This is a genomic window from Streptomyces sp. NPDC020958, assembly GCF_055562175.1.
The window spans coordinates 114,490-128,647 of sequence record NZ_JBVHFU010000003.1; the positions used below are offsets into that span (position 1 = coordinate 114,490).

Here is a 14,158-nt window from a genome sequence, read left to right on the forward strand (position 1 = left end):
GGCGGCCACGGCGGGGGCGCGCAGCGCGGTCCCGGGGTTTCCTATCCTGGACCGGCCCGCCATCCTCAGTCGCGTCAGGGAGGCCGCCCCGTGGAGCACCACCACCGTCCCCGGCAGATCCCGGTAGTGGTCCTCGCCGGATTCCTGGGCTCCGGCAAGACCACGCTCCTCAACCACCTGCTGCACCGCAGCGGGGGCAGCAGGATCGGGGCGCTCGTCAATGACTTCGGGGCCGTCGAGATCGACGCGATGGCGGTGGCCGGCGCCCTCGGGGACTCGACCGTCTCGCTCGGGAACGGCTGCCTGTGCTGCGCCGTCGACGCCAGCGAACTCGACCTCTACCTGGAGCGGCTCGCCGACCCGGCCACCGGGATCGACGTCATCGTCATCGAGGCCAGCGGGCTGGCCGAACCCCAGGAACTCGTCCGGATGCTGCTCGCCAGCGAACACCCCGGAATCGTCTACGGCGGCCTCGTCGAGGTCGTGGACGCCGCCGAGTTCGACGACACGCGCGCCAGGCATCCCGAGATCGACCGGCACCTCGCCCTCGCGGACCTCGTCGTCGTGAACAAGCTCGACCGGGCCGAGCGGGGCGGCGAGCGCGTCCTGCGGCTCGTGCGGTCGCTCACCGACCGGGCCGCCGCCGTCGTACCCGCCACCTACGGCCGTATCGACCCCGAGCTCCTGTTCGACTGCCGGCCCGGTGAGGAGCGCATCGGACAGCTGTCCTTCGACGACCTCCGTGACCACCACGAGGACGGCGAGCACCCGGCGCATCTGCACACCGGCTACGACAGCCTGTCCTTCGTCTCCGGCCGCCCGCTCGACCCCCGCCGGCTCATGGCCTTCCTCGACAGCCGACCCGAGGGGCTCTACCGGATCAAGGGATATGTCGACTTCGGGCCCTACGACACCCGCAACCGGTACGCGGTGCACGCCGTCGGGCGCTTCCTGCGGTTCTACCCGGAGGCCTGGGAGCCGGGCGGGGAACGGCTCACGCAGCTCGTGCTGATCGGTTCCGGCATCGACACCGCCACGCTCCGCAAGGAGCTGGAGGCGTGCACGAGCGACGCCCCCCAAGCCGACGAGCACGGCATGTGGGGCGTCCTGCGCTACGTCCAGGGCCTCGCGGACGACCCGGACGAGGTCCTCGCCCAGGACCCCGCCGAGGTCCTCGCCCGTGACGTCGACGAGGCCTAGACCGGCCCCGCCACCACCGACACCGTCTTCGGCAGGGAGACGCCGGAGCCGTCGCGGCGCGGGTCGACCTCCGGGAGGTCGGCCGGGGTGCCGTTCTTCTGGGCCGCCTTCGCCGGGACCGGACCGGCCCAGCCGAAGGACAGGCAGTCCTCGCCCTTGAGGAAGCGCTGGCAGCGCACACCGCCGGTGGCCCGGCCCTTGCGCGGGTACTGGTCGAACGGGGTCAGCTTGGCCGTCGTCTGCACCGAGTCGTCGAGCGTGCCGCGCGAGCCGGCCACCGTGAAGACCATCGCGTCGGCCGCCGGGTCCACGGCCGTGAAGGAGATGACCTTCGCCCCCTCCGCGAGTTTGATGCCCGCCATACCGCCCGCCGGACGGCCCTGCGGACGCACCTGGGAAGCCTGGTAGCGCAGCAGTTGCGCGTCGTCCGTGATGAAGACCAGGTCCTCCTCACCGGTGCGCAGTTCCATGGCGCCGACGATCCGGTCACCCTCCTTGAGGGTGATGACCTCCAACTCGCCCTTGTTGGACGGGTAGTCGGGCACCACCCGCTTGACGACGCCCTGCTCGGTGCCGAGGGCCAGACCCGGCGAGGACTCGTCGAGCGTGGTCAGGCACACCACGCTCTCGCCGTCCTCCAGGGAGAGGAACTCGGACAGCGGGGCGCCGCCCGCGAGGTTGGGGGCGCCGGCCGTCTCCGGGAGCTGCGGCAGGTCGACCACGTTGATCCGCAGCAGCCGGCCCGTCGAGGTGACCGCGCCGATCTCGCCGCGCGCGGTCGCCGGGACCGCCGAGACGATCACGTCGTGCTTGGCGCGCCTGCCGTCGGTGTCCGCCGGGAAGGGCTCGCCGTTCATCGTGCGGGCGAGCAGGCCCGTGGAGGACAGCAGCACCCGGCACGGGTCGTCGGCCACCTGGAGCGGCACCACGGCCGCCGGGGCACCGGAGGCCTCCAGCAGGACCGTGCGCCGCTCGGTGCCGAACTTCTTGGCCACCGCGGCCAGTTCCGCGGAGACCAGCTTGCGCAGCTCCGCGTCCGACTCCAGGATCCGGGTCAGCTCGGCGATCTCCGCGGTGAGCTTCTCCTTCTCCGCCTCCAGCTCGATGCGGTCGTACTTGGTGAGGCGGCGCAGCGGCGTGTCGAGGATGTACTGGGTCTGGACCTCCGACAGGGAGAAGCGCTCCATCAGGCGCTCCTTGGCCTGCGCGCTGTTCTCGCTGGAGCGGATCAGCCGGATGACCTCGTCGATGTCGACCAGGGCGGTCAGCAGTCCCTCGACCAGGTGCAGGCGGTCGCGGCGCTTGGTGCGGCGGAACTCGCTGCGGCGGCGCACCACGTCGAAGCGGTGGTCCAGGTAGACCTCGAGGAGCTCCTTGAGACCCAGGGTGAGCGGCTGGCCGTCCACCAGGGCCACGTTGTTGATGCCGAAGGACTCCTCCATCGGCGTCAGCTTGTAGAGCTGCTCCAGGACCGCCTCCGGCACGAAGCCGTTCTTGATCTCGACGACCAGGCGCAGCCCGTGCTCGCGGTCGGTGAGGTCCTTGACGTCGGCGATGCCCTGCAGCTTCTTGGCGTTGACCAGGTCCTTGATCTTGCCGATGACCTTCTCGGGGCCGACCGTGAACGGCAGTTCGGTGATGACCAGGCCCTTGCGGCGTGCCGTCACCGTCTCCACCGCCACCGTGGCCCGGATCTTGAAGGTGCCGCGGCCCGTCTCGTACGCGTCCCGGACGCCCTCCAGGCCGACGATCCGGCCGCCGGTGGGCAGGTCGGGGCCCGGGACGTGCTTCATCAGCGCGTCCAGGTCCGCGTTCGGGTAGCGGATCAGGTGCCGGGCGGCCGCGATCACCTCGCCGAGGTTGTGCGGCGGCATGTTGGTCGCCATGCCGACGGCGATCCCCGACGAGCCGTTCACCAGCAGGTTCGGGAAGGCGGCGGGCAGCGCCACCGGCTCCTGCTCCTGGCCGTCGTAGTTGGGCGCGAAGTCGACCGTGTCCTCGTCGATGGACTCGGTCATCAGGCTGGTCGCCTCGGCCATCCGGCACTCGGTATACCGCATGGCGGCCGGCGGGTCGTCGTTGCCCAGCGAGCCGAAGTTGCCGTGGCCGTCGACCAGCGGGACGCGCATCGAGAACGGCTGCGCCATCCGCACCAGCGCGTCGTAGATCGACGAGTCGCCGTGCGGGTGCAGCTTGCCCATCACCTCGCCGACCACGCGCGCGCACTTCACGTAGCCGCGCTCGGGACGCAGCCCCATCTCGTTCATCTGGTAGACGATCCGGCGGTGCACCGGCTTGAGGCCGTCACGGGCGTCCGGCAGGGCGCGCGAGTAGATGACCGAGTACGCGTACTCGAGGTAGGAGCCGCGCATCTCGTCCACGACGTCGATGTCGAGGATCCTCTCCTCGAACGAGTCGTCGGGCGGCGGGGTCTTCGTGCTGCGGCGGGCCATCGCTGCCGGCTCCTTGCTCATGCGTGAACGGGATCTGACGCGGACCATTGTGGACCGCCCTACTGACAACCCGGGTCAGGACCCGGTCTCCGCGGCCCGCTCCGCCGCCCGGCGGCGTTCGAGAGCGGGTCTGACGCAGGCTACGCGATCCGCTGTGGGCGTACGTCGTGCGGGAACTTCGCCGGGTCCCCGCACGCTTGCATACAGTGGCAGGACCGGCAGAAAAACCGCGGTTCGAGACCGCTTCCGCGAGCGAAGGGACGTACATGCCCATGGGTCACACGACCACGGCCGAGACAGGCTCCGGAGGCCTGACAGCGACCGAGCACCGCTTGGCCAACGGTCTGCGCGTGGTGCTCTCCGAGGACCACCTGACCCCGGTCGCGGCGGTCTGCCTCTGGTACGACGTCGGTTCCCGGCACGAAGTCAAGGGCCGTACCGGCCTGGCTCACCTTTTCGAGCACCTGATGTTCCAGGGCTCCGCCCAGGTGAAGGGCAACGGCCACTTCGAGCTCGTCCAGGGCGCCGGCGGCTCGCTCAACGGCACCACGAGCTTCGAGCGCACCAACTACTTCGAGACCATGCCCGCCCACCAGCTGGAGCTCGCCCTCTGGCTGGAGGCCGACCGCATGGGCTCGCTGCTCGCCGCCCTGGACGACGAGTCGATGGAGAACCAGCGCGACGTCGTGAAGAACGAGCGCCGCCAGCGCTACGACAACGTCCCCTACGGCACGGCGTTCGAGAGGCTCACCGCCCTCGCCTACCCGGAGGGCCACCCCTACCACCACACGCCGATCGGCTCGATGGCGGACCTGGACGCGGCCACCCTGGAGGACGCCCGCGCGTTCTTCCGCACCTACTACGCGCCCAACAACGCCGTCCTGTCGGTCGTCGGCGACATCGACCCGCAGCAGACGCTCGCCTGGATCGAGAAGTACTTCGGTTCCATCCCGTCGCACGACGGCAAGCCCACCCCGCGCGACGGCGCGCTGCCCGAGACCATGGGCGAGCAGCTGCGCGAGGTCGTCGTCGAGGAGGTACCCGCGCGGGCGCTGATGGCCGCCTACCGGCTCCCCGAGGACGGCACGCGCGCGGCCGACGCGGCCGACCTGGCCCTCACCGTCCTCGGCGGCGGTGAGTCCTCCCGCCTCTACAACCGCCTGGTGCGACGCGACCGCACGGCCGTCGCGGCCGGCTTCGGCCTGCTGCGGCTCGCCGGCGCGCCGTCCCTGGGCTGGCTGGACGTGAAGACCTCCGGTGACGTGGAGGTGCCGGTCATCGAGGCCGCCATCGACGAGGAGCTCGCCCGGTTCGCCGAGGAGGGCCCCACGCCGGAGGAGATGGAGCGCGCCCAGGCCCAGTTGGAGCGCGAGTGGCTGGACCGGCTCGGCACGGTGGCCGGCCGCGCCGACGAACTGTGCCGGTTCGCCGTCCTGTTCGGCGACCCGCAGCTCGCCCTGACCGCCGTCCAGCGCGTCCTCCAGATCACCCCCGAGGAGGTCCAGGAGGTCGCCAAGGCCCGGCTGCGCCCCGACAACCGCGCGGTGCTCGTCTACGAGCCCAAGTCCCCGGAGGCGGTCGAGGACGCCGACGTGCCCGAGGACCCCGAGGCCGAAGCCACGGTCGAAGCCGGCGACAACGATGAGGAGACGGCCAAGTGACCGAGCTCGCCAGCATGGACTTCCATCCCCAGCCGCAGCCGGGCGAGGCCAGGCCCTGGGCCTTCCCCGCCCCCGACCGCACCACCCTCGACAACGGCCTGACCGTGCTCCGCTGCCACCGCCCCGGCCAGCAGGTCGTCGCCGTGGAGGTGCTCCTGGACGCGCCCCTGGACGCCGAACCGGCCGGCCTGGACGGCGTCGCCACGATCATGGCGCGGGCCTTCTCCGAGGGCACCGACCGGCACTCCGCCGAGGACTTCGCCGCCGAGCTGGAGCGGGCCGGGGCGACCCTCGACGCGCACGCCGACCACCCCGGCGTCCGCATCAGCCTGGAGGTCCCGGCCTCCCGCCTCGCCAAGGGCCTCGGACTGCTCTCCGACGCCCTCAGGGCGCCCGCCTTCGCCGACAGCGAGGTCGAGCGGCTGGTCCGCAACCGCCTCGACGAGATCCCGCACGAGCTGGCCAACCCCAGCCGCCGGGCCGCCAAGCAGCTCTACAAGGAGCTGTTCCCGGCGACCGCGCGGATGTCCCGCCCGCGCCAGGGCACCGAGGACACCGTCGAGAAGATCGACGCCGCCGCCGTACGGGCGTTCTACGACCGTCACGTGCGCCCCGCCACCGCCACCGCGGTCGTCGTCGGCGACCTGACCGGCATCGACCTGGACGCGCTGCTCGGCGACACCCTGGGCGCCTGGACCGGCTCCACCGCAGAGCCCCGGCCGGTGCCGCCGGTGACCGCCGACGACACCGGGCGGGTGGTCATCGTGGACCGCCCCGGCGCCGTCCAGACGCAGCTGCTCATCGGCCGCGTCGGCCCCGACCGGCACGACCGGGTCTGGCCCGCCCAGGTGCTCGGCACCTACTGCCTGGGCGGCACCCTGACCTCCCGTCTGGACCGCGTGCTGCGCGAGGAGAAGGGCTACACGTACGGCGTCCGCTCCTTCGGGCAGGTGCTGCGCTCCGCCCCCGACGGCACCGGTGCCGCCATGCTGGCCATCAGCGGCTCCGTGGACACCCCGAACACCGGCCCCGCCCTCGACGACCTGTGGAAGGTGCTGCGCACCCTCGCCGCCGAGGGCCTCACCGACGCCGAGCGCGACGTCGCCGTGCAGAACCTCGTCGGTGTGGCGCCGCTCAAGTACGAGACGGCGGCGGCCGTCGCCGGCACCCTCGCCGACCAGGTCGAGCAGCACCTGCCCGACGACTTCCAGGCCACGCTCTACCGGCAACTGGCCGCCACCGGCACCGTGGAGGCCACCGCGGCGGTCGTGAACGCCTTCCCGGTGGACCGCCTGGTGACCGTCCTCGTCGGCGACGCGGCGCAGATCAGGGAGCCCGTCGAGGCCCTCGGTATCGGCGAAGTGACCGTCGTCGCGGCGGAGTAGCTCCACGCGCGCGTGCGGAGCCCTGGCGGCCGTCGGCCACCAGGGCTCTCGTATGTCCGAATTGGGGCGGAGGTTGCCTGTCTGCCCTGTGGGATGCGCTACAAAAGCCGCGATCGGTTTGAGTCTTGAAAGAACGCCGCCGTAGGTTCCTTCGGGCTGTCCGTCAGGCACCGAGCCGCGCCCGCGGCACCGGACAGCCATCGCCGAGTCCCCGTACGGCGCGAGCCAGGGGAGCCGGGGACCCACGCAGTCCCTGGGGTGAATCGGGCGCCCGCGCGTGTCGCGAGGGGGTCCGTAGGAGACCTTCCTGCTCCGAACCCGTCAGCTAACCCGGTAGGCGAGAGGGAAGGAAAGGACCAGCCTCTACATGGCGTTCATGTGCGCCTCCGGGAAGCACCGCCGTCCCGGCCGCGTGACGCGCACCACCGCGCAGGCCGTCGGCATCGCGGCCCTCACCACCACCGGCGTCATCGGCACCGTCTCCGCCGCCCCGGCGCTCGCCGCCGAGAACTCCGTCGAGCAGACCGGTCTCACCCCGGTCATCACGGTCAGCGACTCGGTCGCCGAGCACGTCGACGCCCAGGCCGCCGCGCAGCAGGCCGAAGCGGAGCGCAAGGCGGCCGAGCAGGCCGCGCGCGAGCGGGCCGCGGCGCGGGCCGAGAAGGAGCGCGAGGCCAAGGCACGGGCCGCGCGGGAGGCCGAGCGCAAGCGCCTCAACGCCTTCGTCGCGCCGATCAGCGACTCGTACGTCTCCACCGGCTACAAGACCGGCGGCTCCCTGTGGTCCTCCGGCTCCCACACCGGCATCGACTTCCACGCCGCCGCCGGCACCGTCGTGCACGCGGTCGGCACCGGCACGGTCGTCTCCACCGGCTGGGGCGGGGCGTACGGCAACCAGGTCGTCATCAAGATGGCCGACGGCATGTACACCCAGTACGGCCACCTGTCGTCCATCGGCGTCTCGGTGGGGCAGCAGGTGACCCCGGGCCAGCAGATCGGCCTGTCCGGGTCCACCGGCAACACCACCGGTCCCCACCTCCACTTCGAGGCCCGCACGACCCCGGAGTACGGCTCCGACGTCGACCCGGTCGCCTACCTCCGCAAACACGGAGTGAACGTCTGACGTCAGCCTTTTCCGGCGACATCCTGCGAAGCCCCGGCGGCCGGCCGGGGCTTTCGCCGTTTTCGCGCCCCCGCTGTCCAAAAAATACTCATGGATTCCGGCCCTCCGTCGGAAATTCCCGCGCATTGCAATAGAGTCACGGAACCGGCGTCACTCGGCGGCGTTTCACGGGGATTAAGGCGGAGGTCGGACATGCGTATTCCGGCGCACTCGGTATGCACGGCGATCCGGGACGACATCGTCGCGGGTGTCCACGAGCGCGGCAGCCGGCTCACCGAGGAACTCCTGGCCCGCCGCTACGGCGTCTCGCGCGTCCCGGTCCGCGAGGCGCTGCGCACTCTGGAGGCCGAGGGCTTCGTCGTGACCCGCCGGCACGCGGGCGCGTGCGTGGCCGAACCGACCGAGCAGGAGGCCGCCGACCTGCTGGAGATGCGCCTGCTCCTGGAGCCGCTCGGCGCCCTGCGGGCCGCCCAGCGCCGCACCGAGGCCCACCTGAAGGTGCTGCGCGGGCTGGTCAGGCTGGGTCAGGAGCGGGCCAGGACGGGCAACAGCGACGACCTGCGCTCGCTGGGCGGCTGGTTCCACGAGACGCTCGCCCAGGCATCCGCCAGCCACGCCCTGACGTCGACGCTCACCCAGCTGCGGCACAAGATCGCCTGGATGTACACGGTGGAGGCGCCCGTCAGCCCGGTGGAGTCCTGGGCCGAGCACGGCGCGATCGTGGACGCGGTGGCGCGCGGGGACGGGGAGCGCGCCCGGGCGGTGACGGCGCTGCACACCGAGCGCTCCACGGCCTTCCACCGGCTCCGGTTTCCCGGTGCCACCGAACGGGCGAACGGTGTGAGGACTTCGCAACATCCCGTAAACATGTCGGGCGTGCGGCATTAACACGGGCGCCGTATACAAAGAGGTGTTATTCGCGGGGGCGGTTTTTTCGCTGCCCGTATCCAGGCGTGTCCATATCCAGGTGCGCCCGTATCGGGCGTGCCCCTTTTTGCGCGTGCCGCTGCCGAGTGCGCCCTATTGCGGTGCGCACTTATTCAAGCGTGCCGCTGATTGCGGCCGGGTGCCTTTCGTGCGTGAAAAGAGCGGGGCCGCGCCGACCCCCGGAGGGGTGGCGCGGCCCCGGTCGTGCGGGCGCTGTGGCGCTCAGACGGTCTCGGGGAGTTCCTCGAGGCCCTCGGCGACCAGCTTGGCCAGCCGGTCGAGGGCGGCGTCCGCACCCTCGGCGTCGGAGGCGAGGACGATCTCCTCGCCGCCCTGGGCGCCCAGACCCAGGACCGCCAGCATGGAGGCCGCGTTGACGGGGTTGCCCCCGGCCTTGGCGATCGTCACCGGGACGCCTGCGGCCGTGGCGGCTCGGACGAAGATGGAAGCGGGGCGGGCGTGGAGGCCCTCGGCCCAGCCGACGTTGACGCGGCGCTCAGCCATGTGATGCTGCCCTTCGGTGTTCAGGGTTGTCTAGACCAGTTTTCCATATCGTGAAGCATCCCCGGAGCGGACGTGGGTCCCTCCGGGTGTGTCACCGGACCGCGGCCTCGGTCCGGCTTCCGTCCTCCACAGACTGCCTCGCGCCGTTGTCGGACGCGAGCCGTACTCTGGGGCCCATGCAGACCCCGGCGGACCGGCAGGACCGGCACGAGTACCCCGCCCACTGGGAGGCGGACGTGGTGCTGCGCGACGGTGGTACCGCGCGCATCCGGCCCATCACCGTCGATGACGCCGACCGCCTGGTCAGCTTCTACGAGCAGGTCTCGGACGAGTCGAAGTACTACCGCTTCTTCGCGCCCTATCCCAGACTCTCCGCCAAGGACGTCCACCGCTTCACTCACCACGACTTTGTGGACAGGGTGGGACTCGCGGCCACCATCGGCGGCGAGTTCATCGCAACCGTACGCTACGACCGCATCGGCGCCGACGGCACGCCCGCCTCCGCCCCCGCCGACGAGGCCGAGGTCGCCTTCCTCGTCCAGGACGCCCACCAGGGCCGCGGAGTCGCCTCCGCCCTCCTGGAGCACATCGCCGCCGTCGCGCGCGAGCGCGGGATCCGCCGGTTCGCCGCCGAGGTGCTGCCCGCCAACAGCAGGATGATCAAGGTGTTCACGGACGCCGGCTACACCCAGAGGCGCAGCTTCGAGGACGGCGTAGTCCGCCTGGAGTTCGGCCTGGAGCCCACGGACCGCTCGGTCGCCGTCCAACAGGCCCGCGAGCAGCGCGCCGAGGCCCGTTCGGTACGACGGCTGCTGGCGCCCGGCTCCGTGGCCGTGATCGGCGTCGGCCGCGCGCCCGGCGGGGTGGGCCGCAGCGTTCTCGGCAACCTCAGGGACGCCGGTTTCACCGGTCGTCTGCACGCCGTGAACCTGGCCTTCCCCGAGGACCTCAAGGAGGTCGACGGGGTGCCCGCGCACCGCTCCGTACGGGACATCGCAGGACCGGTGGACCTCGCGGTGGTCGCCGTACCCGCCGACCACGTCCCCGACGTCGTCACCGCGTGCGGGGAGCACGGCGTCCAGGGCCTCGTGGTCCTCGCCTCCGGCTATGCGGAGAGCGGTCCCGACGGCCGTGAACGCCAGCGCGAACTGGTCCGCCGCGCGCGCACGTACGGCATGCGGATCATCGGGCCGAACGCCTTCGGGGTCATGAACACGGCGGACGACGTCCGGCTGAACGCGTCCCTCGCGCCCGAGATGCCGCGCCCCGGCCGCATCGGGCTGTTCGCCCAGTCCGGCGCCATCGGCATCGCCCTGCTGTCCCGGCTGCACCGGCGGGGCGGGGGAGTCACCGGGACCACCGGCGTGTCCACCTTCGTCTCGGCGGGCAACCGCGCGGACGTCTCCGGCAACGACGTGCTCCAGTACTGGTACGACGACCCCGAGACCGACGTCGTCCTCATGTACCTGGAGTCGATCGGCAACCCCCGCAAGTTCACCCGGCTCGCACGGCGCACGGCGGCCGTCAAGCCGCTGGTCGTGGTGCAGAGCGCGGGATCGGCACCGCAGGGGCACGCGGTACGGGCGACGCGGCTGCCGTACGCCACGGTCTCCGCGCTGCTGCGGCAGGCCGGGGTGATCCGCGTCGACACGATCACCGAACTCGTCGACGCGGGTCTGCTGCTCGCACGGCAGCCGTTGCCGTCCGGACCCCGGGTCGCCATCCTCGGGAACTCCGAGTCGCTGGGGCTGCTGACGTACGACCGGTGTCTCGCGGAGGGGCTGCGCCCGGCCAGGCCGCTGGACCTGACGACCGGGGCGACCGCGGCCGACTTCCACCGGGCGCTGGCCCGGGCGCTGGCGGACGAGTCCTGCGACGCGGTGGTCGTGACGGCGATACCGGCGATCGGGGAGGGACCGGTGGGGGACGCCGAGCTGGCCCAGGCGCTGCGGTCGGCCGCCGAGTCGGTGCCCGGGAAGCCCGTGCTGGTGGTGCACGTGGAACTCGGGGGGCTGGCGGAGGCGCTGTCGGCCGCGGGACGTACCGCACCGCAGGCGGGAACGACGGCACCGGGCACCGGCGCCGGTACCCACCCGGTCCCCCCTGCGGAAGTGCTTCCCACCGCGGTGCGCCACTCGTACTCCCGGCTCATCCCCGCCTACCCCGCCGCCGAGCGCGCCGTGCGGGCGCTCGCCGAGGCCGTGAAGTACGCGCAGTGGCGGCGGGAGGCCGCCGAGCCCGGACGGGTGCCCGAATACGACGACATCGACGAGAAGGGGGCCGCCGAGCTGGTCGGCGCGCTGTCGGCGGCCGGCCAGGGCCTCACCCTCGGCGTCGAGGAGACCTGCGCGCTGCTCGGCAGGTACGGGATCCCGGTGCACCGGGCGCTGCCCGCGCCCAGCCCGGACGCCGCCGTCCGGGCCGCCCGCGACCTCGGCTACCCCGTCGCCCTCAAGGCCACCGCTCCCCATCTGCGCCACCGCGCGGACCTGGGCGGCGTCCGCCTCGACCTCGCGGACGAGGAGCAACTGCGCCGGGCCTACGCAGAGTTGGCACACCTGTTCGGGCCGCCGGAGGGGCTGCGGCCGGTGGTGCAGCGGATGGCGCCCCGGGGCGTCGACACCGTCGTACGGGCCGTGATCGACCCGGCGGCCGGAGCCGTGCTGTCGTTCGGGCTCGCCGGGGCCGCCTCGCAGCTGCTCGACGACATGGCGCACCGGCTGGTTCCGGTCACCGACCGGGACGCGGCCTCGCTGGTGCGGTCGATCCGGACCGCACCCCTGCTGTTCGGCTGGCGCGGCTCGGCCCCCGTCGACACGCCCGCCCTGGAGGAGCTGCTGCTCAGGGTCTCCCGGCTGGTCGACGACCACCCGGAGGTGGTGGCGGTCACCCTGGAACCGGTCGTGGTCGCCCGGCGGGGCGTGAGCGTCCTCGGTGCCACGGTCCGCCTCGCACCCCCGCCGGCCCGCGACGACCTCGGCCCCCGCACCCTGCCCGCGTACTGAGGGCGGCGAACCTCCGCACCCGGTGGCGCGGTTCGAGGAGGTGCCCGTGACTGGCCCGGGGCCCCTTGCCCACGGATTAGGATGGACGCCATGGCCAAGACCAGTACGACGACCCAGGGGCTGCGCGTCGCGATCGAGCGCAGCGGCTACTACCCGGCCCTCGTGGCCGAGGCGGTGGAGGCTGCCGTGGGTGGTGAGCCGATCCGGTCGTACCTGGTCCACCAGGAGACGACGTTCGACCAGAACGAGGTGCGGCGGCACGTGACCGTGCTCGTCCTCACCGGCAACCGCTTCATCGTCAGCCACACCGACGAGCAGGCCGCCGACAGCACCTCCCCGACGCCGTACGCCACCACCTCGACGGAGTCCGTCAAGCTCGGCCGGATCTCGTCGGTCGTGGTCAGCCGGGTGGTCGCCAACCCGGAGCAGTACACGCCGGGAACCCTGCCCCGGGAGATCGTGCTGACCATCGGCTGGGGCGCCGTCTCCCGGATCGACCTGGAGCCCGCCGCCTGCGGCGACCCCAACTGCGACGCCGACCACGGCTACACCGGCAGCTCCACGGCGGACGACCTCAGCCTGCGCGTGAGCGAGGCCGGGGACGGCCCGGAGACGGTGCGCCAGGCGCTCGCCTTCGCGCAGGCGATCTCCGAGGCGACCGCGGACGTCACACGCTGATGGCGTACGCCGCCTGGGACCATCCGGAACCCCTCGCCCTCGGCTCCGCTCCGCTGCCCGAGTACGGCAGCGGCTCCCTCGCCGACCTCCTGCCCACCCTGGCCGCCGGGATGGCCGTACCCGGAATGACCGCGTCGATCGCGGAGCTCACCCCGGCGGACCGCAACTGTGTCTTCCTGATCGACGGGCTGGGCTGGGAGCAGATCAAGGCCCACCCCGCCGAGGCGCCCTACCTGACCTCGCTGCTCGGCAGCTCGCGCGGGGGCACGGCACGGCCGATCACCGCAGGCTACCCGGCGACCACCGCGACCTCCCTCGCCTCCGTCGGTACCGGTCTGCCGCCCGGCGCGCACGGTCTGCCCGGCTACACGGTCCGCAACCCGTCGACCCGTGAGCTGATGAACCAGCTCCGCTGGCAGCCCTGGACCGACCCGGCCGCCTGGCAGCCGTACCCCACCGTCTTCCAGCTCGCCCAGGACGCCGGGGTGCACTGCGCCCAGGTGTCCTCGCCGACCTTCGAGCGCACCCCGCTCACCAAGGTCGCGCTCAGCGGCGGAACGTTTCACGGGCGGCTGACCGGCGAGGAGCGGATGGACCTCGCGGCGGAGCAGCTCGGCGCCGCCGACCGGTCCCTCGTGTACACGTACTACGCCGAACTGGACGGCGCGGGCCACCGCTACGGCGTCGACTCCGACACCTGGCGGGGTCAGCTGATGCACGTCGACCGGCTGGTGCAGCGGCTCGCCGAACAACTGCCCCCGCGCAGCGCGCTCTACGTGACCGCCGACCACGGCATGGTCGACATCCCGTTCGACGAACAGCACCGCATCGACTTCGACGAGGACTGGGAGCTGCGGGCCGGGGTCGCGCTGCTCGGCGGCGAGGGCCGGGCCCGGCACGTGTACGCGGTGCCGGGCGCCGAGAACGACGTGCTGACCTGCTGGCGCGAGGTGCTCGGCGAGCAGTTCTGGGTGGCCTCGCGGGACGAGGCGATCACCGCCGGCTGGTTCGGCCCGCCGGCCAGGTTCGACGAGCGGGTGTACGAGCGGATCGGCGACGTCGTCGCGGCCGCGCACGACGACGTCCTGATCATCGCCTCCGAGCGGGAGCCCAAGGAGTCGGCGATGGTCGGCAACCACGGTTCGATGACCCCCGCCGAGCAGCTCGTGCCGCTGCTCGAAGTACGCTCCTGACGCCCCCTGACCGAAACTCGCCGAAAGGT

The 14,158-nt window shown here is 72.3% G+C and carries 10 protein-coding genes and 1 riboswitch; of the genes, 8 read left to right on the top strand and 2 right to left on the bottom strand.

From position 1 onward, the window contains the following. Positions 1-90 precede the first annotated feature (90 nt). The gene (locus tag ACZ3KP_RS10815; protein WP_467498256.1) at positions 91-1,200 is read left to right on the top strand and encodes a CobW family GTP-binding protein; all 1,110 of its coding nucleotides are present in this window, start codon (positions 91-93) and stop codon (positions 1,198-1,200) included. Here ACZ3KP_RS10815 and ACZ3KP_RS10820 read toward each other — a convergent pair. Then, positions 1,197-3,653 (bottom strand): DNA gyrase/topoisomerase IV subunit A, encoded by a 2,457-nt coding sequence (locus tag ACZ3KP_RS10820; RefSeq protein WP_467499219.1) that lies wholly within the window; start codon positions 3,651-3,653, stop codon positions 1,197-1,199. The two genes, ACZ3KP_RS10815 and ACZ3KP_RS10820, sit on opposite strands and share 4 nt — an antisense overlap. A gap of 266 nt (positions 3,654-3,919) precedes the next feature. Here ACZ3KP_RS10820 and ACZ3KP_RS10825 point away from each other — a divergent pair, with 266 nt between their 5' ends. The 4 genes from ACZ3KP_RS10825 (at position 3,920) to ACZ3KP_RS10840 (ending at position 8,710) form a co-directional block, all read left to right on the top strand. After that, on the top strand, positions 3,920-5,314 hold the full coding sequence (locus ACZ3KP_RS10825; protein ID WP_467498258.1) for a M16 family metallopeptidase: 1,395 nt from the start codon (positions 3,920-3,922) through the stop codon (positions 5,312-5,314). Continuing rightward, complete coding sequence (locus ACZ3KP_RS10830) at positions 5,311-6,699, top strand: M16 family metallopeptidase (RefSeq protein ID WP_467498260.1); 1,389 nt, start codon at positions 5,311-5,313, stop codon at positions 6,697-6,699. Before ACZ3KP_RS10825 ends, ACZ3KP_RS10830 begins: the two co-directional genes overlap by 4 nt. Before the next feature lie 191 nt (positions 6,700-6,890). Continuing rightward, positions 6,891-7,054, top strand: a riboswitch (cyclic di-AMP (ydaO/yuaA leader). A gap of 12 nt (positions 7,055-7,066) precedes the next feature. Further along, positions 7,067-7,822, top strand: a complete 756-nt coding sequence (locus ACZ3KP_RS10835; protein ID WP_467498262.1) for a M23 family metallopeptidase — start codon at positions 7,067-7,069, stop codon at positions 7,820-7,822. 192 nt (positions 7,823-8,014) lie between these two features. Beyond that, a complete protein-coding gene (locus ACZ3KP_RS10840; RefSeq protein WP_467498264.1) occupies positions 8,015-8,710 on the top strand; it encodes a GntR family transcriptional regulator in 696 nt (231 codons plus the stop codon). Between the two features lie 261 nt (positions 8,711-8,971). Here the strand turns inward: ACZ3KP_RS10840 and ACZ3KP_RS10845 are convergent, their stop codons facing one another. Beyond that, complete coding sequence (locus ACZ3KP_RS10845; RefSeq protein ID WP_030563197.1) at positions 8,972-9,253, bottom strand: HPr family phosphocarrier protein; 282 nt, start codon at positions 9,251-9,253, stop codon at positions 8,972-8,974. A gap of 176 nt (positions 9,254-9,429) precedes the next feature. On the opposite strand from ACZ3KP_RS10845, the gene ACZ3KP_RS10850 reads away from it, so the two are divergent. From ACZ3KP_RS10850 to ACZ3KP_RS10860, 3 genes are all read left to right on the top strand, one after another. Beyond that, the gene (locus tag ACZ3KP_RS10850) at positions 9,430-12,258 is read left to right on the top strand and encodes a bifunctional acetate--CoA ligase family protein/GNAT family N-acetyltransferase (protein WP_467498266.1); all 2,829 of its coding nucleotides are present in this window, start codon (positions 9,430-9,432) and stop codon (positions 12,256-12,258) included. A 90-nt stretch (positions 12,259-12,348) separates the two neighbouring features. Beyond that, positions 12,349-12,936 (top strand): DUF5998 family protein, encoded by a 588-nt coding sequence (locus ACZ3KP_RS10855; RefSeq protein ID WP_132893543.1) that lies wholly within the window; start codon positions 12,349-12,351, stop codon positions 12,934-12,936. Further along, positions 12,936-14,129, top strand: coding sequence for an alkaline phosphatase family protein (locus ACZ3KP_RS10860; RefSeq protein WP_467498268.1), 1,194 nt, complete (start codon positions 12,936-12,938; stop codon positions 14,127-14,129). The genes ACZ3KP_RS10855 and ACZ3KP_RS10860 overlap by 1 nt, the downstream gene beginning before the upstream one ends. Positions 14,130-14,158: the final 29 nt, after the last annotated feature.

Excerpts from the sequence above, each read along its gene's own strand:
- ACZ3KP_RS10820 (WP_467499219.1), bottom strand. The coding sequence starts at position 3,653 with ATGGCCCGCCGCAGCACGAAGACCCCGCCGCCCGACGACTCGTTCGAG.
- ACZ3KP_RS10825 (WP_467498258.1), top strand. The coding sequence starts at position 3,920 with ATGCCCATGGGTCACACGACCACGGCCGAGACAGGCTCCGGAGGCCTG.
- ACZ3KP_RS10835 (WP_467498262.1), top strand. The coding sequence starts at position 7,067 with ATGGCGTTCATGTGCGCCTCCGGGAAGCACCGCCGTCCCGGCCGCGTG.
- ACZ3KP_RS10840 (WP_467498264.1), top strand. The coding sequence starts at position 8,015 with ATGCGTATTCCGGCGCACTCGGTATGCACGGCGATCCGGGACGACATC.
- ACZ3KP_RS10845 (WP_030563197.1), bottom strand. The coding sequence starts at position 9,253 with ATGGCTGAGCGCCGCGTCAACGTCGGCTGGGCCGAGGGCCTCCACGCC.
- ACZ3KP_RS10850 (WP_467498266.1), top strand. The coding sequence starts at position 9,430 with ATGCAGACCCCGGCGGACCGGCAGGACCGGCACGAGTACCCCGCCCAC.
- ACZ3KP_RS10855 (WP_132893543.1), top strand. The coding sequence starts at position 12,349 with ATGGCCAAGACCAGTACGACGACCCAGGGGCTGCGCGTCGCGATCGAG.
- ACZ3KP_RS10860 (WP_467498268.1), top strand. The coding sequence starts at position 12,936 with ATGGCGTACGCCGCCTGGGACCATCCGGAACCCCTCGCCCTCGGCTCC.